26 protein-coding genes are annotated in these 21,380 nt (G+C 66.5%); 11 read left to right on the top strand and 15 right to left on the bottom strand.

All coding sequences use genetic code 11. From position 1 onward, the window contains the following. Positions 1-32: 32 nt before the first annotated feature. Positions 33-761: a response regulator transcription factor gene (locus tag KBY73_RS02715; RefSeq protein ID WP_254935541.1), complete on the bottom strand. Its 729-nt coding sequence runs from the start codon at positions 759-761 to the stop codon at positions 33-35. A 49-nt stretch (positions 762-810) separates the two neighbouring features. Then, positions 811-1,311, bottom strand: a complete 501-nt coding sequence (locus KBY73_RS02710) for a hypothetical protein (RefSeq protein WP_254935540.1) — start codon at positions 1,309-1,311, stop codon at positions 811-813. Between the two features lie 19 nt (positions 1,312-1,330). Here KBY73_RS02710 and KBY73_RS02705 point away from each other — a divergent pair, with 19 nt between their 5' ends. Then, positions 1,331-2,479 (top strand): cysteine desulfurase family protein, encoded by a 1,149-nt coding sequence (locus KBY73_RS02705; protein WP_254935539.1) that lies wholly within the window; start codon positions 1,331-1,333, stop codon positions 2,477-2,479. Between the two features lie 16 nt (positions 2,480-2,495). Here the strand turns inward: KBY73_RS02705 and KBY73_RS02700 are convergent, their stop codons facing one another. Continuing rightward, positions 2,496-3,014: a DUF456 family protein gene (locus tag KBY73_RS02700; protein WP_254935538.1), complete on the bottom strand. Its 519-nt coding sequence runs from the start codon at positions 3,012-3,014 to the stop codon at positions 2,496-2,498. A gap of 65 nt (positions 3,015-3,079) precedes the next feature. Between KBY73_RS02700 and KBY73_RS02695 the strand changes: the two genes are divergently transcribed. Continuing rightward, on the top strand, positions 3,080-3,847 hold the full coding sequence (locus tag KBY73_RS02695) for a hypothetical protein (protein ID WP_254935537.1): 768 nt from the start codon (positions 3,080-3,082) through the stop codon (positions 3,845-3,847). A gap of 31 nt (positions 3,848-3,878) precedes the next feature. Here the strand turns inward: KBY73_RS02695 and rsmH are convergent, their stop codons facing one another. Both rsmH and KBY73_RS02685 read right to left on the bottom strand, forming a co-directional pair. After that, the gene (rsmH, locus tag KBY73_RS02690) at positions 3,879-4,769 is read right to left on the bottom strand and encodes a 16S rRNA (cytosine(1402)-N(4))-methyltransferase RsmH (protein WP_254935536.1); all 891 of its coding nucleotides are present in this window, start codon (positions 4,767-4,769) and stop codon (positions 3,879-3,881) included. A gap of 6 nt (positions 4,770-4,775) precedes the next feature. Then, entirely contained in the window at positions 4,776-5,375 is a 600-nt protein-coding gene (locus KBY73_RS02685; protein WP_254935535.1) for a hypothetical protein, read from the bottom strand. 137 nt (positions 5,376-5,512) lie between these two features. On the opposite strand from KBY73_RS02685, the gene KBY73_RS02680 reads away from it, so the two are divergent. Continuing rightward, positions 5,513-6,697, top strand: a complete 1,185-nt coding sequence (locus KBY73_RS02680; RefSeq protein ID WP_254935534.1) for an NAD(P)H-quinone oxidoreductase subunit H — start codon at positions 5,513-5,515, stop codon at positions 6,695-6,697. Then, positions 6,687-7,142 (top strand): thioesterase family protein, encoded by a 456-nt coding sequence (locus KBY73_RS02675; RefSeq protein ID WP_254935533.1) that lies wholly within the window; start codon positions 6,687-6,689, stop codon positions 7,140-7,142. The genes KBY73_RS02680 and KBY73_RS02675 overlap by 11 nt, the downstream gene beginning before the upstream one ends. On the opposite strand, the gene KBY73_RS02670 is transcribed toward KBY73_RS02675, so the two are convergent. The 5 genes from KBY73_RS02670 to menA are packed head-to-tail and all read right to left on the bottom strand — an operon-like array spanning position 7,139 to position 10,720. Beyond that, positions 7,139-7,327 carry a hypothetical protein gene (locus tag KBY73_RS02670; protein ID WP_254935532.1) on the bottom strand — a complete coding sequence of 63 codons (189 nt, stop codon included), beginning with the start codon at positions 7,325-7,327 and terminating at the stop codon, positions 7,139-7,141. The genes KBY73_RS02675 and KBY73_RS02670 overlap by 4 nt on opposite strands. Further along, on the bottom strand, positions 7,305-7,571 hold the full coding sequence (locus KBY73_RS02665; protein WP_254935531.1) for a TM2 domain-containing protein: 267 nt from the start codon (positions 7,569-7,571) through the stop codon (positions 7,305-7,307). The genes KBY73_RS02670 and KBY73_RS02665 overlap by 23 nt, the downstream gene beginning before the upstream one ends. After that, the gene (locus tag KBY73_RS02660) at positions 7,555-8,793 is read right to left on the bottom strand and encodes an AMP-binding protein (RefSeq protein WP_254935530.1); all 1,239 of its coding nucleotides are present in this window, start codon (positions 8,791-8,793) and stop codon (positions 7,555-7,557) included. The genes KBY73_RS02665 and KBY73_RS02660 overlap by 17 nt, the downstream gene beginning before the upstream one ends. Further along, positions 8,790-9,776: an o-succinylbenzoate synthase gene (menC, locus tag KBY73_RS02655; protein WP_254935529.1), complete on the bottom strand. Its 987-nt coding sequence runs from the start codon at positions 9,774-9,776 to the stop codon at positions 8,790-8,792. Before menC ends, KBY73_RS02660 begins: the two co-directional genes overlap by 4 nt. Then, positions 9,773-10,720 carry a 2-carboxy-1,4-naphthoquinone phytyltransferase gene (menA, locus tag KBY73_RS02650; RefSeq protein ID WP_254935528.1) on the bottom strand — a complete coding sequence of 316 codons (948 nt, stop codon included), beginning with the start codon at positions 10,718-10,720 and terminating at the stop codon, positions 9,773-9,775. Before menA ends, menC begins: the two co-directional genes overlap by 4 nt. Before the next feature lie 71 nt (positions 10,721-10,791). Between menA and KBY73_RS02645 the strand changes: the two genes are divergently transcribed. Next, entirely contained in the window at positions 10,792-12,252 is a 1,461-nt protein-coding gene (locus KBY73_RS02645; protein WP_261349158.1) for an isochorismate synthase, read from the top strand. On the opposite strand, the gene gshB is transcribed toward KBY73_RS02645, so the two are convergent. Both gshB and grxC read right to left on the bottom strand, forming a co-directional pair. After that, the gene (gshB, locus tag KBY73_RS02640; protein ID WP_254935527.1) at positions 12,222-13,169 is read right to left on the bottom strand and encodes a glutathione synthase; all 948 of its coding nucleotides are present in this window, start codon (positions 13,167-13,169) and stop codon (positions 12,222-12,224) included. The genes KBY73_RS02645 and gshB overlap by 31 nt on opposite strands. A 3-nt stretch (positions 13,170-13,172) precedes the next feature. Continuing rightward, positions 13,173-13,433 carry a glutaredoxin 3 gene (gene grxC, locus KBY73_RS02635; protein WP_254935526.1) on the bottom strand — a complete coding sequence of 87 codons (261 nt, stop codon included), beginning with the start codon at positions 13,431-13,433 and terminating at the stop codon, positions 13,173-13,175. Positions 13,434-13,622: 189 nt separating this feature from the next. On the opposite strand from grxC, the gene prfB reads away from it, so the two are divergent. From prfB to KBY73_RS02605, 6 genes are all read left to right on the top strand, one after another. Beyond that, positions 13,623-14,751, top strand: a protein-coding gene (gene prfB, locus KBY73_RS02630; RefSeq protein WP_254935525.1) for a peptide chain release factor 2 whose coding sequence is annotated in 2 segments (ribosomal slippage) — positions 13,623-13,697 and positions 13,699-14,751 — 1,128 coding nt in all. Because the reading frame shifts where the segments join, the coding sequence is not laid out codon by codon here. Next, the gene (locus tag KBY73_RS02625) at positions 14,744-14,941 is read left to right on the top strand and encodes a DUF3285 domain-containing protein (RefSeq protein WP_254935524.1); all 198 of its coding nucleotides are present in this window, start codon (positions 14,744-14,746) and stop codon (positions 14,939-14,941) included. Before prfB ends, KBY73_RS02625 begins: the two co-directional genes overlap by 8 nt. A 1-nt stretch (position 14,942) precedes the next feature. Beyond that, positions 14,943-15,476 (top strand): rRNA maturation RNase YbeY, encoded by a 534-nt coding sequence (ybeY, locus tag KBY73_RS02620; RefSeq protein WP_254935523.1) that lies wholly within the window; start codon positions 14,943-14,945, stop codon positions 15,474-15,476. Beyond that, the gene (locus tag KBY73_RS02615) at positions 15,473-15,910 is read left to right on the top strand and encodes a diacylglycerol kinase family protein (protein WP_254928243.1); all 438 of its coding nucleotides are present in this window, start codon (positions 15,473-15,475) and stop codon (positions 15,908-15,910) included. Before ybeY ends, KBY73_RS02615 begins: the two co-directional genes overlap by 4 nt. 23 nt (positions 15,911-15,933) lie before the next feature. Next, the gene (locus tag KBY73_RS02610) at positions 15,934-16,542 is read left to right on the top strand and encodes an aminodeoxychorismate/anthranilate synthase component II (RefSeq protein WP_254935522.1); all 609 of its coding nucleotides are present in this window, start codon (positions 15,934-15,936) and stop codon (positions 16,540-16,542) included. 33 nt (positions 16,543-16,575) lie between these two features. After that, positions 16,576-17,310: an MBL fold metallo-hydrolase gene (locus KBY73_RS02605; RefSeq protein WP_254935521.1), complete on the top strand. Its 735-nt coding sequence runs from the start codon at positions 16,576-16,578 to the stop codon at positions 17,308-17,310. Here the strand turns inward: KBY73_RS02605 and KBY73_RS02600 are convergent. Genes KBY73_RS02600 through grrM form a run of 3 tightly spaced genes read right to left on the bottom strand, consistent with a single transcriptional unit; the run spans position 17,307 to position 21,368 of the window. Further along, entirely contained in the window at positions 17,307-18,386 is a 1,080-nt protein-coding gene (locus KBY73_RS02600; RefSeq protein ID WP_254935520.1) for a histidinol-phosphate transaminase, read from the bottom strand. The two genes, KBY73_RS02605 and KBY73_RS02600, sit on opposite strands and share 4 nt — an antisense overlap. Next, positions 18,386-20,173, bottom strand: a complete 1,788-nt coding sequence (argS, locus tag KBY73_RS02595) for an arginine--tRNA ligase (RefSeq protein WP_254935519.1) — start codon at positions 20,171-20,173, stop codon at positions 18,386-18,388. The genes KBY73_RS02600 and argS overlap by 1 nt, the downstream gene beginning before the upstream one ends. A gap of 40 nt (positions 20,174-20,213) precedes the next feature. Then, positions 20,214-21,368, bottom strand: a complete 1,155-nt coding sequence (grrM, locus tag KBY73_RS02590; RefSeq protein ID WP_254935518.1) for a cyclophane-forming radical SAM/SPASM peptide maturase GrrM/OscB — start codon at positions 21,366-21,368, stop codon at positions 20,214-20,216. Positions 21,369-21,380 lie beyond the last annotated feature (12 nt).

Below are 21,380 nucleotides of genomic sequence, written 5' to 3'. Positions count from 1 at the left end.
TCGAAAAAACTTTCTCAGTCGACAAGACCGGTTCAGTCAACAAGCCCGTGCTCGAGGGCGTAGCGCACCAGTTCGGTGCGGCTGGCGGTGCCGGTCTTGATGAATAGCCGGCTGACATATTTCTCGACGTTGCGGATCGAGGTTTCCAGTCGCCGGGCGATTTCTTTATTCATCATCCCCTCGGCCACCAGCTGCAACACGCTGGCCTCCCGCGGCGTGAACACATGCTCGGGCGCGCTGGCTGGCTTCTTGGCACTGCCCGTGGCGAGCAGGGAACGGATTTCGGTGATCTGCTTGGACAGCTGGCCGATATCGGCATCAGCGAAGCGGGCCGCCTCCGCCAGAAGCCGCTGCTGGCGCTTGACGACGTTGTGGACCCGGGCCACCAACTCGTCCGGGTCAAAGGGTTTGGGGATGTAGTCGTCGCAGCCAGCCTGGAAGCCGGTGACGCGATCGGCCGTCATGCCCTTGGCGGTGAGGAAGATCACCGGCGTGCCACCCAGGCGCTCGTCGGCCCGCAACTTCTGGAGCAGCCCGTAGCCATCGAGGCGGGGCATCATCACGTCGCTAAGGATGACGTCAGGCAGCATCTCCTGGGCCACGGCCCAGCCCTCCTCACCATCGTTGGCGGTGGTCACCGCGAAGCCCTCGTCTTCCAGATAGGCCTTTACAGCGGTGCGCAGGCCGGGCTCGTCATCGACCAGCAGCAGGCGCACGGGCGTCACTTCTGGTTCCTGGGCCGGGGTCAGATCTGGGTTCATGGCGGCCACTCTGCAGGTCTCCAGTCGGCAGGGACAAGTCTGCAGGCGCTCAGCGGGAGCGTCCAGGCAAGATCTGCTCGGATTCCCGCAGGCTGCCGCCGTAGCCGAGCTGGCGGGCCAGGGGCCCCAGGCCCGCTGGATCCTTGCCGGCTTGCTCGGGGAAGCAGGTGGCCCACCACACCAGGTGGTCGATGCGATTGGCGGTCGTAATCGCTCCGCCGGGGTTCAGCTCTCGCACGTAGAAATTGACGCCATCGCTGGTAACCCGCATCGGCGCTGAAGGGCTGCAGCGGATGGTTTCGCTGCGCACCTTGACGTCGTTGGGCTGCTCATCCCAAAGCTTGATGCGCCACAGGCCGGGAACCTTGGCATCAGCCACGGCCCCATAAATACCAATCGCCTGCTTGCCGCCCAGGCCGGGGCGCTCCTGCAGCAGCAGCAGTCCCGGCGGCCGGGCATCCTCGGGCCGCACCCCGCCGCCCTCGGCCCAGCTGGGTGGCGCCAGCAGCGCTGCAAGGGCCACCAGCAATAGGGTTCTGGTTGGCAACATGGAAGCCTGCAAGCAACCCATGCTCGCCTACCTCGACCATCACGCCACCACTCCCTGCGATCCGGCGGTGGTGGCGGCGATGGCGCCCTGGTGGAGCGAGCACTGCGCCAACCCAGCCAACCGCCTTTATCGCCCGGCCCTGGAAGCTGCCGCCGCCGTGGAGCGGGCCCGGGGCCAGCTGGCCCGAGTGCTGGGCAGCAGCGCCGAAACCGTGATCTTCACCAGCGGCGCCACCGAAGCCAACAACCTGGCCCTCAAGGGGGTGTGCGAAGCGGCCCTGGCGGCTGGCAACCCCCGGCGGCGACTGGTGAGCCTGGTGAGCGAACACCGGGCCGTGCTCGACCCCCTGGCCTACCTGGCGCGCCATGGGTTTCCGGTGAGCCTGGTGCCCATCCAGCCCAATGGCCTGGTGGATCTGACCCAGCTGGAGGCGGTCCTCGGCGACGACGTGCTGCTGCTGAGCGTGATGGCCGCCAACAATGAAATCGGCGTGCTCCAGCCCCTTGCCGCTATCGCCGCCCTCTGCCGGCAGCGGGGAGTGCTGCTGCATGTGGACGCGGCCCAGGCTGCCGGCCACATCCCCCTTGCCATCGAAGAGCTGGGCATCGACCTGCTCAGCCTCAGTGGCCACAAGTTTTATGGACCCAAAGGGGTAGGGGCCCTGCTTGTGCGCCCGGGGCTCCAGCTGGCTGCCCAGCTCCATGGTGGCGGCCAGCAGGATGGCCGCCGGGCCGGCACCCTGCCGGTGCCCCTGGTGGTGGGGCTGGGCCAAGCGCTGCTGGGGGCTGAGGCTGATCGGGAGGAGCGGGACGGGCGGCTGGGGGACCTGCGGAACCAGCTCTGGGAGGGCCTGCGCGACCTCGGCGGGATAGAGCTCAACGGCGGCGGGCTGTCTGGCGATGGCGCACCCCGCTTGGCCCACAACCTGAACGTGACGGTGCAAGGAGTGGATGGCACGCGCCTGCACCGACTGCTGCGCCAGCGGCTCGCCGTGAGCAGCGGCTCGGCCTGCAGCCAGGGCTCCCCCTCCCACGTGCTGGCCGCCCTGGGCCGCAGTCGTCATCAGGCGGCCGCCTCGATCCGCTTCGGGCTGGGGCGGGGCAGCAGCGATGTCGAGATCGCCCTGGCAATTGAAACAGTTGCGGCCGCGGTGCGGGAGCTGCGCTGAGGGCACAAGTCAGCCATCAAGCTCCGCGCGTCAGCGCAATAAAGCCCAGCACCCCCACCACGCCCAACAGGGCTTGAGCCAACCTGCTCACCAGCATCCCCACCAGCACCGCCAACCCCACCTGCAGCGCCCTGCCCAGGCCACCGCGGGCCGCCAGCCACTGGGCCAGGCTCGCCCCCAGAAAGGGGCCCAACAGCAGGCCCAGCAGGGGGCCACCAACGGGCAGGGCCGGCAGCAGCCCGAGCAGGCCCACCAGCAAGCCCAGTCCAGCGCCCAAACCCGCCCAACGACTGGCCTGCAGCTTGGCTGGACCAAGCACCAAGCCCAGGGCCTCGGCACCCCAGCCGAGCACCAGCAGCACTAGCGCTAGCAGCAGCGACGGCCAGCCCGCACTCCAGCCGACCGCCCAGATCCACAGCAGCGCCCCCAGGGGCAGCAAGGCCAGTCCCGGCAGTACGGGCAACAACGCACCCGGGATCGCTAACGCCTGAATACCCAGGCAAAGCCACCAGAGCAGCGGAGCGGCATCGTTCAAAGCTTCACAACTGGGATGCGCCCTGCTGTCTTCATAGCTACCGTCCGGCCCATCTGCCCTTGATCATGGCCCTCACCCCTTCCAGCGACAGCCGACTGCACGTGCTCCAGGCCGTGGAAGACGGCTGGGCTGCTTTTTGCCGCGCCCCCTGGGCTTTTTTGCTGTTTGAGGCCCTCTCCGCCCTGATTCTGCTGCCCTTCGCCGCCCTGGCCGCCCTGGGAGGGGCTCGCCTAGCCAGCGTCAATGAGGTGATGGCTGTGCACCCCACCGGCGCCTGGGCCGCCCTGATCGTGGGCGTGATCGGCTATGTGATCGTTGCCCTGTGGACCGTGGTTGGCCTAACCCGCGGCGCCTGGCTGAGCCTGGAGGGCCGCAAGCCCTGCTTCGCCGACTTCACCCGCTGGGACCGTCCCGCCAGCGCCCGCCTGCTCGGTTCCGGCATCCTGCTGGCGATCGTCATAGCTGTGGCCGGGGCCATCGCCACCCTGATCGGGGCAGGCCTTGGCAAGCTCAACGAAGCCCTCAGCGTGATCCCCATGATCGTGGTGGCGATCTTCTACATCTGGCTGCTGGTCACCCAGAAGTTCCTGATCCAGGTGTCGCTGCTGGGCACCGCTAATCCCACCAAAACCATTGGTTCTGGCGTCAACGTGGTCAATCCCAGCTGGGGGATGGTGCTATGGCTTGGAATCATCGAGGGCGTGGTCCACACCATTGGCGGCCTGTTCAGCTACGGCGGCCTGCTGGTGGTGGTGCCCCTGGTGCTGTGCATCTCCACCGCCGCCTTCCGCCAGCTGTTTGGCGCCGAAGACCGCACCGGCCTGATCGGCTGATATAGATCGGCTGATACAGCCCGAGCTGCAGCTACGACCCCTCACCAAGACGGCGGGAGATGCGCAGCCGGGCGCTGCGGCTGCGCGGATTGGCTTCGGCCTCCTCGGGGCTGGCCTTAATCGCCTTGCGCGTTACCCGCTCCAGCCGATCGTCAGCCAAAAAGGCCGTTTTCACTCGCCGATCTTCAAGGGAGTGGAAGCTGATCACAGCCAGCAGCCCGCCTGGCTCCAGCCAGTTGGGGGAGCTGTGCAACAGCTTGACCAACACCCCCAACTCATCGTTTACGGCAATGCGCAGGGCCTGAAAGGTGCGGGTGGCTGGATGGATGCGGCCGCGGCGCGCCGCCGGTGGGTAGCAACCGGCTACCAGATAGGCCAGCTCGGCGGTATGGCGCTGGGCCCAGGGCCCCTGCTCCTTGAGCTTGCGGGCGATACGGCGCGACAGCCGCTCCTCGCCGTAGGCGTAGATCAGATCTGCCAGCTCGCTCTCGCCGGCACGATCAAGCAGCTCCCCAGCCGTCTCGCCGCTCTCGGGGTTCATGCGCATGTCGAGCGGCCCCTCGAGCCGGAAGCTGAAGCCCCGTGCCGCCACATCAAGCTGGGGACTGCTCACCCCCAGATCTGCAAGCACCGCTACAGCCGGCTCAGGCGGGACGTAATCGGCGAAGTTGGCGGCCACGATTGTGACCCGATCGCCAAATGGGGCGAGGCGCTCAGCGGCGGCGGCACGGGCGCTTGGGTCCTGGTCCAGCCCCACAAGTCGCAAGCCGGGATGGGCCTGCAGCAGCAGCGCGCTATGGCCGCCGCCGCCGAGGGTGCAGTCAATCAGCAGGCCTGCTGGCAAGCAAGCAAAGCCCGCCAGCACCGCCTCGGCCAGCACGGGCACATGATCAAACAACGCAGTGCTGGCGGGATCAGCCATGGCCATTCAGCGGCGGCGGTGGGGAGAAGCCCAACGAGCCAGCCGCTGACCCAAGCCATGGCGAAGGCGGCCCCACCAGCTGGGCGCAGGGCGAAAGCGGCGGCAAAGCTCGGGCAGCTCCCGCTCCAGTTCCGGGTGACCAAGCACCTGGAGCAGGGTCTGCAACAGACCGAGTTCCGCCGCCTTTCCCTGGCCATCCGCCGCCGCAAACAGGCAGTAGCAGCGAGCGATCGCTAGCTGCTGGCTGGGGTCTGCGATGGCGGCAAGGCTGGCGGCGATCCGCTTGGGATCGGGTGAGCCATGCAGGTCCGCGCTCTGGCGTTGGGCATCGCTGAGGCGCAGGCTCTTGAGACAGAAGTAGAAAAGCTCCCATTCCTCCTGGTCAAAATCGCCATCGGCCAGGCTGAGGGCACGGGCGCCCTGCAGGATCGCCAACCCCACCTGGCAGCCCTCCTCCCCGGTGGGAAGCACTGCCGTGAGGCTGTCGATGAGCAGCTGGCGCTGCCGGGCCGCCCGGAGCTGGTGTGGAGCCAGCAGCCAGCGCGAGAGGGCTGCGGCTGCCGGTGCCGCCATCTTTCGCAAAGGCGCTGGCTGGTGCTGACCCATGGTTTGCGCGGATTCAACACTCCCAGATCAAGCTTAGGAGCCGTATCCGGGGGCGCTGGTGCGATCTTCGCCGTCACGGATCGTCTGGCGGGCCCTTCCTTCCTAAGATCCCCGCAAAGCGCTTAACCCACGGCCCCATGACGCAGCTGGAGACGCGCACGGAGCCGATGGTGGTCAACTTCGGCCCCCACCACCCCTCGATGCACGGGGTGTTGCGGCTGGTGGTGACCCTCGATGGCGAGGACGTGGTCGATTGCGAGCCGGTGATCGGCTACCTGCACCGCGGCATGGAGAAGATTGCCGAAAACCGCACGAACGTGATGTTCGTGCCCTACGTGAGCCGCATGGACTATGCGGCCGGCATGTTTTACGAAGCGATTGTGGTGAACGCGCCGGAGCGGCTGGCAAATGTGCCCGTGCCCAAGCGCGCCAGCTACATCCGGGTGCTGATGCTGGAACTAAACCGCATCGCCAACCACCTGCTCTGGCTTGGCCCCTTCCTGGCGGACGTGGGCGCCCAGACGCCGTTCTTCTACATCTTTCGCGAGCGGGAGATGATCTACGACCTCTGGGAAGCGGCTACCGGCCAGCGGCTGATCAACAACAACTATTTCCGCATCGGCGGGGTGGCGGCCGATCTGCCCTACGGCTGGCTGGAAAAGTGCCTCGACTTCTGCGACTGGTTTGGTCCCAAGATCGATGAATACGAAAAGCTAATTACCAACAACCCGATCTTCCGTAAGCGAATTGAGGGGCTGGGCGTGATCAGCCGCGAGATGGCGATCAATTGGAGCCTGTCGGGGCCGATGCTGCGCGCCTCTGGGGTGCCCTGGGACCTGCGCAAGGTCGACCACTACGAGTGCTACGACGACTTCGACTGGGACGTGGTTTGCGAACAGGAGGGTGACTGCTACGCCCGCTACCGGGTGCGCGTCAAAGAAATGCGCGAATCCCTAAAAATCCTGCGCCAGGCCTGCGCCATGATTCCCGGAGGAGCCACCGAGCACCTGGAGGCCCGCCGCATGGCGGAGGGCAAGGGCAGCGAATATGCCGGCTTTGATTATCAATACGTGGCCAAGAAAGTAGCCCCAACCTTCAAGATTCCCGATGGTGAGCTCTACACCCGCCTGGAATCAGGCAAGGGCGAAATCGGGGTGTACCTGCAGGGCAACAACGACGTCACCCCTTGGCGCTTCAAGATCCGCGCCGCCGACTTCAACAACCTGCAAATCCTGCCCCACATCCTCAAGGGAGCCAAGGTGGCCGACATCATGGCCATCCTCGGCTCCATCGACGTGATCATGGGGTCGGTTGATCGCTGATTCGAGCAGCTGGCTGCTGCTCTGCCGCACCGTGCGCTTCGGGGACACGGACGCCGCCGGGGTGATGCATTTCCACCAGCTACTGCGCTGGTGTCACGAGGCTTACGAAGAAAGCCTGGAGCGCTATGGCCTGCCTGCCGCTGAAATCTTTCCCACCCCGGGGCAGATACCAGCCATTGCCCTGCCGCTCGTGCATTGCAGCGCCGACTTCCTCGCTCCCCTTGTCTGCGGCGACCCCCTAGCGATCCAGCTGGAACCCAGGCGCCTGGATTCCGGCAGCTTTGAGGTGCACTACAACTTCCGCAGGGGCGAGAGGGCCGCAGCCAAAGCACTCACCAGACACCTGGCGATCGAGACGGCCAGCCGCCAGCGCTGCCCATTACCGGCTGGGGTGCAGCGCTGGCTGGAAGCATCGAGCCTGGGCCAGGGCATCCAGCCCCTTTAGGGCCGGCTGAACACGTAAAGCAGCGCCGCCAACTGCAGGGGCAACAGGGCCGCCATCAGCGCCAGCGGATGCAAGCCGTCGTGGGGAATAGCTGCAGCCAGACCAAAACTGAGGGCCCCAGCTCCAGACAAAAGCAATAAAACGGGAGCCCGCGCTAAGGCCTCAGAACCAATCTTTTTGGCCATCTAGATATTCGGCTTCGAATTCCGCAGTGGATTTCGTCAAATAAATGACGCCCTCAATAATGCCAATGACTTGAAAAACAAAATAACCTACCCCGCAAGTCAGCAGCGATACCGCCAACATGATAACCGCCGGCTTGGTGTAGCCAAGAATGAATTTGTGCACCCCAAAGGCGCCCAGAAAGATTCCGGTGAGACCCGCAGCCAGCTTCTTATTGCTGATTTCGGTCTCAGACAGGCTCGACATCGACTGACGCGGGAGAGACGACCTGAACTGCTTTTAGCTGATCAACCCAGGCCCGCCAATGATTTCGTTGCCATTTGCCCAGCTCCGCTGGCGCCAGCTCGGGGCAGAGCAGCCACCGACCTGGCCGCTCGGCCGGTGGCCAGGAATCACAAAGCTGCTGCAACGCCAACTGCAGCTCCTGCCAATCCTGCTGGGGCGAGCCGGGCCGCACCAGGGCTACCAGGCGCTGGCCCCAGTCGAGATCATCGATTGGCAACAGCAAAAGCGCCTGCAGTGGCAAGCCGGCGGCCTGGGCCAGCTGGGCCAGCCGCTGCTCCAGCAGCTCGGGGAACACGGTTTCACCGCCGCTATGAATGGCCCCATCAAGGCGTCCCAGCAGCTCCAGCCCCGCTGGGCCCAGCCGGCCAGCATCACCACTGCGCCACCAGCCATCGGCCGTGCGCGGCAGGGGCTGGAGTCGGCCAGCCTCCAGCCAGCCCGGACTGAGCCGCTCACAGCGCACCTCAACGGCCTGCTCCGCCCCTAGCCGCAGCTCCACACCCGCCAATGGGACGCCGCAGCCCGAGGCGCCCGCCAGAAAAGCTTCGGGCGCCAGGGCACACACCATCGCCGCCGTTTCCGTGGCCCCATAGCAAGGGGCCAGCCGCAAACCGGCCAGCCTGGCCCGCTCCGCCAGCGCCGGTGGCAGTGGCGCCCCACCCACCCAGATCAACGCCAACCGCTGCAGCCAGGCCAGGCCGTCGGCAGCAGCCAGCAGCCGCTGCAGCTGGGTAGGCACCAGGGAAAGCAAGGCAGGGCGGCCTGGATCTAGCGGGGCAGCCGCAGCCAACAGGGCCGGATCGCGCATCCAGGCCGGATCGAGGCGCTGGTGGCCGGCGCCCCAGTGCTGGGCCCGCACCCAGGGCAGCAGCCCACTGACGTGATGCAACGGCAGGGGATTGAGCTGCAGGCAGCTCGCCGGATCCAGCCCCAACCCCTCCAGCCAGCGGCCAGTGGCCGACGCCGAAGCCTGCAGGTGGGCCAGGGGCTGCAGGCACCAGCGGCGACCGCCCATGCTGCCGCCACTACCCAGCACCACCCCCGGCCCCCAGCACTCCTCCAAGGGAGCCAGCCCATCGGGCCCGATCGCCGCCGCCAAAGCCTGCTGGTCGCTGGCGGCCGGGCCCGCCAAGGCCGCCAGGCGGTCGGCATCCCAGAGCTTTTGCAACTGTGCGGGCGTCATGGCTGCTGTTCTGCAGTGGACTGGGCGGCATCCCACACCACTGCCGGATCGGCGCTGGCAAGGGCTCCGGGGGCTTGCCAACCCGGCGCCAAACCCGGCGCCGCCGGCGTGGGGCCCTCGGCCTGTAGGCCCGCCAGATGCTCGAGCCAGCGGCGGCCGATGCCGGTTTCAAAGGCTGTGCTGAGCATCAGCCGCGGCCTGCCCCGCTCCAGGGCCGCCAGCAGGGCTCGAGGGTCCCCATCCTGGCTTGGGCGGCGCACCTGCCAGCCCGGCCAACTGCAGCGCAGGCCCGGGTCGCGCTGCAACGATTCATCTAGAGCCACGGGCACCTGGGCGGCCAAGGCCTCCAGGCCCGCCTGGTCGGCCGGGGCCAGGGGCTGCTCCAGCCACTGCAGCCGTGGCTCGCCCGCCAAACGCCCGGCCCAGGCCGCCGCCGTGGCCCGGCTCCAGCCGCCATTGGCATCAAGGCGCAGGCGGGCGGTTGCTGGCAGGCGCTGGAGCAGCTGCTCCAGCAGCTCGCGCTCCAAACCATCGGCGCAAACGGCCAGCTTCCACTTGAACACCGGAGCCGGCCCCAGCTCGGGCTCAAGCTGCTCCAAAACCTCAATAGCGGCTGATCCTGCCGGCAGCAGCTGGGCCGCAGGGGGCGGCGGCAGCCAGCGGCGCTGCGGCAAGCCGGCCAGCTCGGCCAGGGCAGCCCCGAGGGCAAAGGCAAGGGTGGGGGGCAACTGGCCCGCCTGCAGCAACCTCTCGAGCTCGGCTGTCCCATAGCTGGCATCCAAAGCAGCGAGGGCCGCCGCCAATGGCTCCAGCTGGCCATCGAGGGGCGCGGCCTCGCCCCAGCCCAGATCGCCCTGGGAGCCCTGCAAGCGCAGCAGCCAGCCGCGCCGCTGCTGCACGGTGCCTGCAGCCGTGACCAGGGGCTTGGGCAGGGCGAAGCCGAAGGGCCGCCACTGCAACTGCAGCAGGCCCCCCTGGCTCATCCTGTGAAGCGCCCCAGGGCCAGGCCCAGGGCCAAACCCAAACCATTGAGCGCCTGAAAGCGCAGGGCCAGAAATTTGCTGCCGCTGATCCGCCCAGGCTCGCCATGGTGGCGCTGCAAAAGGGAGATCAGCTGACGGGCCGGCGGCAGGCCGATCACGCCGAGCAGGGCAGTGAGCGGCCACTGGCCCAGCAGCACCGGCGCCCATTGCAGGGCCAAACAGCCGGCCACAAACCAGGGCACCAACCCCGAGGCAGCCGCCGTACCCAGATGCACCACCGGCGAACGCTTGCCGTGGGCGGCGTCCTCATCAACCTGGTGGAAATGGGAGCAGAACAGCACCAGGGTGGTGGCGAGGGCCGGGCCACTGCCAAGGGCCAGGGCGATGCGCCAGGGCACCCCGCTCGCCCCCGCTGGCGCCAAAGCCAGCAGGCCGGCGGCGGTGGCCAAGGGGCCGAAAGCAAGCCAGCAGAGGGGCTCACCCAGGCCCCGATAGCCCAGCCGAAACGGCGGCCCCTGATACAGGTAGCCCAGGCCGCAGCAGGCCAGCACCAAAGCCAGCACCGCCGGGCTGCTGCGCCAGGCCACCAGCGCCATCAGAGCCAGGCCCAGCAGCAGGCAGCCGTTGGCCAGCCCGGCCACCCGATCGCGCCGGCCGGTGAGATTCACCACGGAATGGGGCTTGCCGTCGGCATCCACGCCGGTGTCGGAATCAAAAACATCGTTGGCCAGGTTTTCCCAGGCCAGCAGCAGCACCGCCGCCAACAGAAACAGCAGTAGTTGGTCAAACCGCACCGGCAGGGCCTGGCCCAGGCGCCAGCCGGCGGCCAGCAGCACCGGCATCACTGCCACCGCGTACATCGGCCACTTGATCGCCGCCTGCCACAGCCGGCGGCGATCAACGGAATTGGCGTAACGGCTTGCGACGACCTTGGGCTCAGTCATGGGGGCCGCAGGCGGCAGCCACTGCAGGGCCCATACATTTGAGCAGCTCTTCGTCGCGGCCCCGGCCCTTCCTGGTGCAGGCCCCTTCTTCCTTCACCGATTCAACGGGTGATTTATTCACCAGTTTGCTGGCCGCCGCCAACGAGCGGGCACGCCAGCTGGAAGAGGAGGGCGTCCTCAGCCTGGCCCTGCCCCTGGCCGGCGGCGACCCGATGCTGCTGCTACCCCATCTGGAGCCCGAGGATGAACAGCTGGCCCCAGGCGGCGACAGCTTCCGCTTCCTGTGGGACGGGGCGCCGGGGCTCTGCATCGCCGCCGCCGGACGCACCAACAGCCTCGAGCTCAGTGGTCCGCGCCGCTTTGAGCTGGCCCAGCGTTTTGCCAGCGCCTGCCTCAGCCGCCTAGCCACCCCGGAGAGCGGACCGCCCCTGGCCCGGCCGCGGGTGCTGCTGGCCTTCGGCTTCTTTGAAGCTCCCCTGCAGCCGGGGCCTACCGCCATCCCTGGCGTACAGGCCGTGCTGCCGCGTTGGCAGCTGAGTCGCCAGGGCCAGCACTGCTGGCTGCGGCTGCAGCGCAGCCTCGGCGGCGGCGTGACGCCGCGCCAGCTAGCCGAAGAGCTGTGGGAGCAGGCCCGCCGGCTGGAGCGCCTAGTGCAACAAAAAGACGGGCTGGAGCTGAGGGTTGATAGTCGAATCGCCATCCGCCGCAGTTCGCCATGGCAGGAGAGCTACCGCTCCGCGGTTGAGCGGGGCCTGGAGAGGGTGGAGAGGGGCGAGCTGGAAAAAGTGGTGCTAGCCGTGCGCCAGGAGCTGCAGCTTGAAGCCGCGCCCCATCCCCTGGCCCTGCTGGCCCCCCTACGGCGCCACCAGAGCGGCAGCTGCCGCTTTCTGTGGCAGCAAGCCCATGGAACTGCCCTGATTGGCGCCTCCCCCGAACGGCTGCTCACGGTGCGCCAGGGACAGTTGCGCAGTGATGCCCTAGCGGGCACCGCCCCAGCAGGAGAGCAGGCCGCAGGGCTGCTGCACTCCTGCAAAGATCGCCATGAGCATGAGCTGGTGGTGGACACGATCACCGCCGTGCTCGCCAGAGCGGGCCTAAAACCACGGCGACCGCGCCATCCACGCCTGGCCCGCCACGGCCAGCTGGTGCATCTGCACACCCCGATCACGGCTGCCCTGGGCCAGCACCAGCCCCTGAGCATCGCCGCCGCCCTCCATCCCACCCCCGCTGTGGCGGGCCTACCGCGGCGCGAGGCGATGGCCTGGCTACGCAGCCTGGAGCCCTTCGAGCGCGGCCACTACGCCGCTCCGATCGGCTGGATCGACAGCGCCGGTGACGCCGACCTGCGGGTGGCGATCCGCAGCGGCACCCTGCGGGGCGACCGGCTTGAGCTCACCGCCGGTGCTGGCTTAGTGCGGGGTTCAACGGTGGAGCGGGAGCTGCAGGAGGTAGCCCTGAAGCTGGGAGTACTGCAGCAGCAGCTCAGTTGCGCCACCGACTATCAAGCGGCCAGCAGCAGCTCCATCGTCTGATCCGCCAGGGGAATCCCGGCCAGCCGCTCCACCTCGCGCACGCCGGTGGGGCTGGTCACATTGATCTCGCTGAGGCGGCCATCGATCACATCGATGCCCACAAAAAACAAACCCTCAGCTCGCAAAGCTGGTGCCAGCTCGGCGCAGATAGCCCTCTCCGCCGCCGTGAGCTCCGTGACCTCTGGGGCACCGCCCACGGCCAGGTTGCTGCGGAACTCGCCACCGGCGGGAATGCGGTTCACAGCCCCCAGGGGCTCGCCATCCACCAGCAGGATGCGCTTATCACCAGCGCTCACCCCGGGCAGGAAGGCCTGCACCATCACCGGCAGCTGCTCCTGGCCAGTGACCAGCTCCAGCAGGGCCCGCAAGCCAGGAGTTGCTGCAGAAGCAAACACCACCCCCTGGCCAGCCCGCCCCCCCAGCGGCTTGAGCACCACCTCGCCATGCTCGGCGGTGAAAGCAGCCAGCGCCGTGACCCGGCTAGCCACCAGGGTGGGTGCCATCAGCTGGCTCCAGCGCAGGGCACTGAGTTTTTCGTTCCAGGCCCGCAGCGAAGCGGGCCGATTCAGCACCCGCACTCCCTGACGCTCCCCCAGCTCCAGCAGATGGGTGGCATAGAGATAGGCCTCATCGACGGGCGGGTCCTTGCGCATCCACACCCGCGGGAAGGCGGTGAGGGGCAGCACTTGGGGATCGCCAAGTTCAAACCAGGGCTCGCAATTCACGGGGCTGGCCAGCACCCAGGCGCCATGACCTTGCTGGGGGTCTCCTGGCACTGGGGCGGCAGAAAGATCGGCGATGGTGCACACCCACACCCGCTCGCCCGCTCGCTGGGCTGCCTGCATTAGGGCAACGCTGGAATCTTTGGCTGGATTGAGCCGGGCGATCGGATCGATCACAAACAGTTGGGATGCCACCGCTCAGCTCGCCAGCAGAACATCGAGCTGGCCGGAGCGCTCGAGGGCATGCAGGTCGTCGCAACCACCCACGTGCTGACCATTAATGAAGGTCTGGGGCACGCTGCGGCGCCCGCCACTCTTAGCCGCCATCGCCGAGCGGGCCGCCTCGTCGCCATCGATGGCAAATTCGGCGTAGGCCACGCCCTTGCGATCGAGCAGGGCCTTGGCGCGCACACAGAAGGGACAGGCCCGCCAGGTGTAGATCTCAACGGTGGCGGCCATCTAAGCGGCTCCGGTCAGGTTTTGCTGATCGTAGAAGCGGGCCAGGGCGCGCGGGATCGGGAGCCGCGCACCTAAATCAATTAGCTAAGCCAAGACTTAGCCAATCAACAAAACCGCTCCCCCATCCCCGCCCCCTAGCGGCGGAGCTGGCCGGCGCTGATACCGTCAAGCAACTATTCAGCCGCACCGGTGCTCGATCTCACCGACTTCAAGCGCGACCTCTCCGAGCTCACTGACCGCCTGGGCAACGCCCAGGACTGTCTTTGACGTACCGGCCCTGAAAGCCCGCCAACAGGATCTGGAGCAGCTGGCCTCCCAGAGCGACTTCTGGGACGACCAGAAGCAGGCCCAGCTCAAGATGCGCCAGCTCGACGAAGTGAAGGCCCAGCTTGAGCAATTGGCCAAATGGCAGGCCAGCGTCTCCGATGGGGAGGCCACCGTTGAGCTCTACAGCCTCGAGCCCGATGAGGAGCTGCTGGCCGAATCCAACCAAGCCCTGCAGTCCCTCAAAGCGGACCTGGACCGCTGGGAACTGGAGCGCCTGCTCTCGGGCCCCTACGACAAGGAGGGCGCCGTGATCAGCATCAACGCCGGTGCCGGCGGTACCGACGCCCAGGACTGGGCCCTGATGCTGATGCGCATGTACACCCGCTGGGCCGAAGACCACGGCATGAAGGTGACTGTGGACGAGCTCAGCGAGGGGGAAGAAGCGGGCATTAAGAGCTGCACAATCGAAATCGAGGGCCGCTACGCCTACGGCTATCTGCGCAACGAAAAGGGCACCCACCGGCTGGTGCGCATCTCCCCCTTCAATGCCAACGACAAACGCCAAACGAGCTTCGCCGGCGTGGAGGTGATGCCCCAGATCGACGAGGACGTGAAGCTCGACATCCCCGACAAGGACCTGGAGATCACCACCTCTCGCTCGGGCGGTGCTGGCGGCCAGAACGTCAACAAGGTGGAAACGGCCGTGCGCATCCTGCACATCCCCACCGGCCTGTTTGTGCGCTGCACCCAAGAGCGCTCCCAGCTGCAAAACAAAGAAAAGGCGATGGCCCTGCTGATGGCCAAGTTGCTGGTGATCGCCCAGGAGCAGCGGGCATCCGAGATCGCCGACATCCGCGGCGACATTGTGGAAGCGGCCTGGGGCAACCAGATCCGCAACTACGTATTTCACCCCTATCAAATGGTGAAAGATCTGCGCACCCAGCAGGAAACCACCGACGTACAGGGCGTCATGGACGGCGATCTCGATCCCTTTATCCAGAGCCTGCTGCATGCGGGCGTCGAGCTAGCTGGAGGCGGCAGCGATGACTGAGCCAATTCAAAATGATTCTCAAAGTGTGCCCCAGCCCAGCGAAAACCCCAGCTTCATCAAGCTGGCGATGCGCAACATGGTGCGCAAGGGCCGCCAAAGCCTGTTTCACTTCGGTCTCACCGCCCTCGGGCTCACGGGCTTCCTGTTGCTGATCGCCTGGCTCGGCCGCCCCCAACTGCCCGGAGGCTGAGATGCCCGCCTCGACCGATCTTGACCTGGCCTTTAGCGCCGATCCCGATCTGGCTGATCCCGATCTGGAAGTGGCCCCGCAGCTGACAGGTGTCGATTACTGGCAGGCCCTATTGAGCGGCTGGCTAGACCAGCTGGCCCCGGAGCTCCCCACTGCCCTGCAAGCCCCCGCCTACAGCCTGGGGCTGAGCCTGGTGGCTGACGCCGAAATCGCCGAGCTCAATGCCGATTGGCGCGAGAAGGAAGGCCCCACCGATGTGCTGGCCTTCGCCGCCCAGGACGAGGCGACGGATGGCACCCCGCCGATGCCTGCACACGGAGAGGCGGAGCCCCTGGAGCTGGGCGACATCGTTATCTCCGTAGAAACGGCAGCCCGCCAGGCGCCGGAGCATGGCCACGACCTGGAGCAGGAGCTGCTGTTTCTGGCCAGCCATGGCTTGCTGCACTTGCTGGGCTGGGACCACCCCGACGAAGCCAGCCTCGCCGCCATGCTGGCGCGCCAGAAAGAGCTGGTTAAGGTGCCAGCGGAGCCATGACCAATCTGCGCCCCTTACCGACCCCAGAAACTCGTGGGCGCCGCCTCAGGGACCGGGCCTGGACGGTGGCCAGTGACCTGCCCGCAAGTTTCCGCTATGCCGCCCAGGGGCTGGCCTATGGCTTTGCCAGCCAGCGCAACTTCCGCATCCATGTGATCACCGGAGCGGTGGTCTTTGGCCTGGGGGTGTGGCTGCAACTACCCACGGCCCAGCTGGCGGTGCTGGTGCTCACCGTGGCGGCCGTGCTGGTTCTGGAACTGCTCAACACCGCCACCGAAGCGGTGGTGGATCTGGCCATCGGCCGCCAGTTCCACCCCCTGGCCCGGATTGCCAAGGACTGCGCCGCCGCTGCGGTGCTGGTGGCGGCCCTGTCGTCACTGATGATCGCCCTGCTGCTGCTTGTGCCGCCGCTGCTGAACCGGCTGGGCCTTTGAATGGGGGCAGGCCAGGCGCGGCGATGCTTCTCGTTCTCGACAACTACGACAGCTTCACCTTCAACCTGGTGCAGTATTTGGGCGAGCTGGCCCCCGAGCACCCAATAGCCGCTGAGCTGCGGGTGGAGCGCAATGACGCCCTCAGCCTCGAGCAGATCCGCGCCCTGGCCCCCGCAGCAATCTTGATTTCACCGGGCCCCGGCGATCCAGATCAGTCGGGGGTCTGCCTGGAGGTGCTGCAGCAACTCAGCCCCACCATTCCCACCCTGGGGGTGTGCCTGGGCCACCAATCGATCGCCCAGGTGTACGGCGGCAAGGTGGTGCGGGCCAAGGAGCTGATGCACGGCAAAACCTCGCCGGTGCACCACAGCGGCCAAGGCGTGTTTGAGGGGCTGCCCAACCCGCTCACCGCCACCCGATACCACAGCCTGATCGCCGAGCGCGAGTCGCTGCCCGACTGCCTGGAGATCACCGCCTGGCTCGACGACGGCACGATCATGGGCCTGCGCCACCGCGTATTCCCCCACATTCAAGGGGTGCAGTTCCACCCCGAGAGCGTGCTCACCCAGGAGGGTCACGCCCTGCTGGCGAACTTTTTGCGCCAGGCCAGCCAGCCAGCCATAGCAAGTTAGTTGGGTTAGCTTCACAGCGACTGCCGCTTCTCCATGCGCTCGCTGCCCACCTTCGCTGCTCTCAGCTTGAGTTCGCTCGGTCTGGGCGCCGCATTGCTGGCAACTGGCCCAGCCCTCGCAGGCAGCGGCGTCACGATCACCAGCTACGGCCACAGCGCCCTGTTGATCAGTGGTGGCGGGGCCAGCGTGCTGGTTAACCCCTTTAAAGCAGTGGCCTGTGCCGCCGGACTGGCCGAACCCCGGGTGAGTGCCACGGTGATCCTGGCCAGCAGCCGACTATTGGATGAGGGCGCACCGGTGGCCAGCGGCAAGATGCTGGTGGATCCAGGCTCCTTCAAGGTGAGTGGCCTTTCAATCGAAGGCATTTCCGGCCCCCACGATCGCGTTGGTGGGCGCCGCTTCGGCCAATCCACCCTGTGGCGCTGGAAGCAGGGCGGCCTGGACATCGCCCATCTCGGCGGTACCGCGGCCCGGCTCACCCCCGCCGACAAGGTGATGCTGGGTCGTCCAGACGTGCTGATCATCGGCGTGGGTGGCGGCGCCAAGGTGTACACCGGTGCCGAAGCCGCCGAGGTGGTGCGCGAGCTCCAGCCCCGCCGCGTGATCCCGGTGCAATTTGTCAGCGGCAAAACCCCCAAGGACTGCGACCAAACCACGGTGCAACCTTTCCTTGATGCCATGGGCGGCACCCCGGTGAAGCGCCCCGGCCGCACCCTCAGCCTGCCGGGCAAACTCGGCGATGGCATGGTGATCGAGGTGATGCGCTAATTGGCCTGCAGATAGGCAGCCCAGAAGCGCTGCATCTGCTCAATGGTGCCGAGGCTCACCCTCAAGGAGCCATCGATCAGAGGTTTTGCCGCCATCGAGCGCACCAGAATCCCGTCCTGCCGCAGGCGCTGCTCCACCTCCTCAGCCGGTCGCTCGGGCCAGATCAGCAAGTAGTTGCCACCTGCGGCGTGATGCCGCACGCCAGCCGCTTGCAACTGCTGCACCAGCCAGGTGCGGGCCCGCAGCACTTCGGCCACATAGCTATCCACATAGGCCTGGTCCGCCAGGGCCGCATGGGCGGCAGTCACGGCGAAGCTATTGATGTCATAGGGGCCTGTGACCCGAGCGAGCCGATCCACCACTGGCGCCGCGCCAATGGCAAAACCGATGCGCAGCCCCGCCAGTCCAGCAGTTTTAGCTAGTGAGCGCAGCACCAGCAAATTCGGCGTGGCAGCGAAATCGGCCAAGGGCAGCACGCTGTCGCCAGTGAAGGCCTCATAGAGCTCATCCACCACCACAAGAGTGCCGGGCGCCGAAGCCGCCAGCTCCAGGATCAGCTCGGGCGCCAGCCGGGTGCCTGTGGGGTTGTTGGGATTGCAGATCAGCAGGATGCGCGGGCAGCCGTGCAGTGCCGCCCGCAGCTCCTCGAATGGGAAGCCAAAATCCGGCAAGCGGTAGGGAATCGCCTCAATCGCCATGCCCTGCATCTGAGCGCAGGGGGTGTAGTAACCGAAGGTGGGACTGGTGGTGAGCAGGGTGTCGCCGCGGTCGCCGTAGGCGTGAAAGATGGCGTGGATCGCCGCATCCACCCCGTTAAACAGGCCGATGTGATCGGGCTGCAGCGGCCGGCTCAGGCCAACGCCTGCCAGGTTGGCCACCACGGCCTGGCGCAGGCCGTCGTATTCGGGATAGATGGCGTATTGCTCAGCCGGAATGGCGCGGATCGCAGCCACCACCTGCGGGCTTGGGCCCATCGTGTTTTCGTTGAAATCGAGCCGCAGCATCCCCCGCCGCCCCTCCAGCGGCGCGCTGTAGGCCTGGAGCCCTTCAACCTCGGGGCGCGCCTGGGGCTCCATCACATCCGCTCCAAAGTGGGGATACCGAGCAGGCCCAAACCGAGGGAAAGGGTGTCGGAGGTGAGGCGGCAGAGCGCAAGACGGGAGGAGCGGAACGGCTCCTCGGCCTTAAGCACCGGCACCTGGTCGTAGAAGCGGTTGAACACCTGACTGAGCTCAAACAGGTAGTTGCAAAGCCGATTGGGCAGCAGCTCCTGCTCCACCTCAGCAATCACCCCATCAAACTTGAGCAGCTCCCGCACCAGCGCCCACTCCGGCGCTTCGCTGAAGGTGAGTGAAGCAACGGCGCCAGCCCCCAGATCGCCGCCCTTGCGGGCGATGCCGGCGATGCGCACCACCGCATAGAGCAGATAGGGCGCCGTGTTGCCCGTTAGGGCCAGCATCCGATCAAAGCTGAACTGATAGTTGGTGATCCGGTTGGTGCTGAGGTCGGCGTACTTCACCGCCGCCAAGCCCACGGAGGTGGCCACCTGCTGGATGAAAGCCTCGTCTTCGCTGCGCTGCTCATCGGCGAGACGCTGACGCAGATCGGCCTCGGTGCGCTCCACCGCCTCATCGAGCAGGTCCTTGAGACGCACCGTGTCGCCGGAGCGGGTCTTGAGCTTTTTGCCATCGTCGCCCTGCACCAAACCGAAGGGCACGTGCTCGACGCTGCAGTGGGAGGGAATCCAGCCCGCCCGCTGGGCCACCTGGAACACGCCGGCGAAGTGGTTGGCCTGACCCGCATCGGTCACATAGATCACCCGGCCGGCGCCATCGCCGGCCGGCGCGGGAGCGAAGCGATAACGAATTGCCGCCAAGTCGGTGGTGGCGTAGTTGAAGCCGCCATCGCTCTTCTGCACGATCAGCGGCAGGGGCTGGCCGTCCTTGCCACTCACCCCCTCAAGAAACACGCAGCCGGCACCGGCGTCGACCACCAGCAAACCGGCAGCCTTGAGGTCGTCAACCACCGCCTGCAGGTAGGGGTTGTAGAAGGATTCGCCGCGCTCGGTTAGACGTATGTCGAGCTGGTCGTAGATCTTCTGGAATTCGCGGCGGCTCTGGTCGCACAGCAATCCCCAGGCCTTGAGCGACACCGGATCGCCCCCTTGCAACTTCACCACCTCTTCGCGGGAGGTGGTCTGGAAGTTTTCGTCGGCATCGAAGCGGGCCTTGGCCTGGCGATAGAAGGCCACCAGATCACCCAGATCCACCGCATCGGCCCTGGTGAGAGCCTCTGGCGCCACCTGCTTCAAGTGGGTGATCAGCATCCCAAACTGGGTACCCCAGTCGCCCACATGGTTGAGCCGCAGCACCGGGTGGCCGCGAAACTCCAGCACCCGCGCCAGAGCATCACCAATGATCGTGGAGCGCAGATGCCCCACGTGCATCTCCTTGGCGATGTTGGGACTGGAGAAGTCCACAATCACCGGCGTCGGGGCCACGCCGGCCACCCCTAAGCTCGGCACCCCCAGGCGCGGATCACCGAGCCGGGCCTGCAGCTCCGCCGCCAGCCGCTCGGGCCGCAGGGTGAGGTTGATGAAGCCGGGTCCAGCAATCTGGGGCTCCAGGCAGAGCTCGGCAAAGGCAGGATCGGCCGTAAGTTGCTCCACGATCGCCGTGGCAATAGCCCGGGGCGGCTGGCCCAGGGGTTTGGCCAGGGGCAGGGCCCCATTGGCCTGGAAGTCGCCAAATTCCGGCTTAGACGCTGGCGCCAGCTGGGGATCGAGGGTCTGGCCCGCCTCCGGGAAGGCCCGCTGCATAGCTGCCAGAAGCTGGCCCTGCAGGGCATGGAGAACGGTCAGCATGGCAACGGTGGGCCGCAGTGGCGGCAGGCACTTGCTGTGATCATCCCTCTCCAGCCAGCTGCAGGTCTGCCTCCATTCCCTGCAGCACTACATCGGCCACCAGCTTGATGCGATAGCGGCAGGCCTGGGTTTCGGTGCAGTCGAAACTGCGATGCTCCCAGTATTTGTTGCTGCCCGCACCACCCCCGCATAACCCGAAGTACTCACACTCCTGGCGGCAGCGCTCCACACCGGAGCGAATCTCCTGCAGCACCAGCTGCAATTTGTCTGTTGCAGCGATGGCTTCCAGGCTGTCGTGCAACACATGACCAAAAGCAAAGTCGCCGTATTCGGCGGTGGGCACCGAGAGCAACTCGGGATCAAAGGTCGACACATTGCCGCGGGCGTCCACATTGACGATCGCGAAGGGAGAGTTCATGTCGGTTTGGGCCATGCGGGCATTGCTGCAGGCCAGGCTGACGATCCCGTCAAACTCCCGCAGGCGCAGGCTCCCCGGCTGCTCCATGCAGCGCTGCCAAAACCGCTCTAAAAATGCCCGATAGCGCTGCTCAGCGCAGGGAGCCTCGAGGCTGGAGGCGGCGTTTTCGCCTTCGGTCTCCTCCATGTTGAAGCCCACGTCGGTGATGCCGTGCTCGAGGAAGAAATCAAACAGGCCATCGGCATGGTCGAGGGCGTCGGCGGTGAGCACACAGATCACCTGAAAAGCAATCTGGCGCCGCACCAGCCAGTCGATCCCCCGCATCACCGCCCCATAGGTGGGCAGGCCGGTGCGGGTAACCCGGTGGGCGTCATGCAGAAAGGCAGGGCCGTCCATGCTCACCCCTACGTGAATGTCATTGCGCTCAAAGCAGTCGCACCAAGCCCCATTGATCACGGTGGCATTGGTCTGCAGCGACTGGACGATCGTGCCGGCGGGCAGGCCGCGCCGCTCCAGCAGCTGGCGCAGGCGAGCACTGGCTTGGTCGTAGAAAGCGATTGGCGCCATCAGCGGTTCGCCCGCATGCCATAGCAGGGTGAATTGCCCCTCGAAATAGGGGCTATCGAGCACCCGCTCCACTGCCACCTCCAGCAGCTCCAAGGAGAGCTGGGTGCGATCACCCCGATCGGGCAGATAGCAATAGTCGCAATCGAGGTTGCAGTAGGGGGTGGGTTGTACCACCAGGAGCCGCACGGGGCCGTAAGCCTGGCTTTCCACTTCAGCAGCCTG

The sequence above is a fragment of the Cyanobium sp. Tous-M-B4 genome, from assembly GCF_024345395.1.
In the GTDB taxonomy this organism is placed as follows: Bacteria; Cyanobacteriota; Cyanobacteriia; order PCC-6307; family Cyanobiaceae; genus Cyanobium_A.
Note: the sequence above shows the minus strand (reverse complement) of the source record. Positions and strands in the feature narration are given on the sequence as shown.

What these genes read in the sequence shown, in the direction of transcription:
- KBY73_RS02670 (WP_254935532.1), bottom strand. Translation starts at nt 7,327, where the DNA reads ATGGCCAAAAAGATTGGTTCTGAGGCCTTAGCGCGGGCTCCCGTTTTA.
- KBY73_RS02680 (WP_254935534.1), top strand. Translation starts at nt 5,513, where the DNA reads ATGACGCAGCTGGAGACGCGCACGGAGCCGATGGTGGTCAACTTCGGC.
- KBY73_RS02695 (WP_254935537.1), top strand. Translation starts at nt 3,080, where the DNA reads ATGGCCCTCACCCCTTCCAGCGACAGCCGACTGCACGTGCTCCAGGCC.
- ybeY (WP_254935523.1), top strand. Translation starts at nt 14,943, where the DNA reads ATGCCCGCCTCGACCGATCTTGACCTGGCCTTTAGCGCCGATCCCGAT.
- KBY73_RS02625 (WP_254935524.1), top strand. Translation starts at nt 14,744, where the DNA reads ATGACTGAGCCAATTCAAAATGATTCTCAAAGTGTGCCCCAGCCCAGC.
- KBY73_RS02610 (WP_254935522.1), top strand. Translation starts at nt 15,934, where the DNA reads ATGCTTCTCGTTCTCGACAACTACGACAGCTTCACCTTCAACCTGGTG.
- grxC (WP_254935526.1), bottom strand. Translation starts at nt 13,433, where the DNA reads ATGGCCGCCACCGTTGAGATCTACACCTGGCGGGCCTGTCCCTTCTGT.
- KBY73_RS02615 (WP_254928243.1), top strand. Translation starts at nt 15,473, where the DNA reads ATGACCAATCTGCGCCCCTTACCGACCCCAGAAACTCGTGGGCGCCGC.
- KBY73_RS02715 (WP_254935541.1), bottom strand. Translation starts at nt 761, where the DNA reads ATGAACCCAGATCTGACCCCGGCCCAGGAACCAGAAGTGACGCCCGTG.
- KBY73_RS02665 (WP_254935531.1), bottom strand. Translation starts at nt 7,571, where the DNA reads ATGTCGAGCCTGTCTGAGACCGAAATCAGCAATAAGAAGCTGGCTGCG.
- KBY73_RS02600 (WP_254935520.1), bottom strand. Translation starts at nt 18,386, where the DNA reads ATGGAGCCCCAGGCGCGCCCCGAGGTTGAAGGGCTCCAGGCCTACAGC.
- argS (WP_254935519.1), bottom strand. Translation starts at nt 20,173, where the DNA reads ATGCTGACCGTTCTCCATGCCCTGCAGGGCCAGCTTCTGGCAGCTATG.
- menC (WP_254935529.1), bottom strand. Translation starts at nt 9,776, where the DNA reads ATGAGCCAGGGGGGCCTGCTGCAGTTGCAGTGGCGGCCCTTCGGCTTC.
- KBY73_RS02660 (WP_254935530.1), bottom strand. Translation starts at nt 8,793, where the DNA reads ATGACGCCCGCACAGTTGCAAAAGCTCTGGGATGCCGACCGCCTGGCG.
- menA (WP_254935528.1), bottom strand. Translation starts at nt 10,720, where the DNA reads ATGACTGAGCCCAAGGTCGTCGCAAGCCGTTACGCCAATTCCGTTGAT.
- KBY73_RS02705 (WP_254935539.1), top strand. Translation starts at nt 1,331, where the DNA reads ATGCTCGCCTACCTCGACCATCACGCCACCACTCCCTGCGATCCGGCG.
- KBY73_RS02605 (WP_254935521.1), top strand. Translation starts at nt 16,576, where the DNA reads ATGCGCTCGCTGCCCACCTTCGCTGCTCTCAGCTTGAGTTCGCTCGGT.
- KBY73_RS02710 (WP_254935540.1), bottom strand. Translation starts at nt 1,311, where the DNA reads ATGTTGCCAACCAGAACCCTATTGCTGGTGGCCCTTGCAGCGCTGCTG.
- KBY73_RS02685 (WP_254935535.1), bottom strand. Translation starts at nt 5,375, where the DNA reads ATGGGTCAGCACCAGCCAGCGCCTTTGCGAAAGATGGCGGCACCGGCA.
- rsmH (WP_254935536.1), bottom strand. Translation starts at nt 4,769, where the DNA reads ATGGCTGATCCCGCCAGCACTGCGTTGTTTGATCATGTGCCCGTGCTG.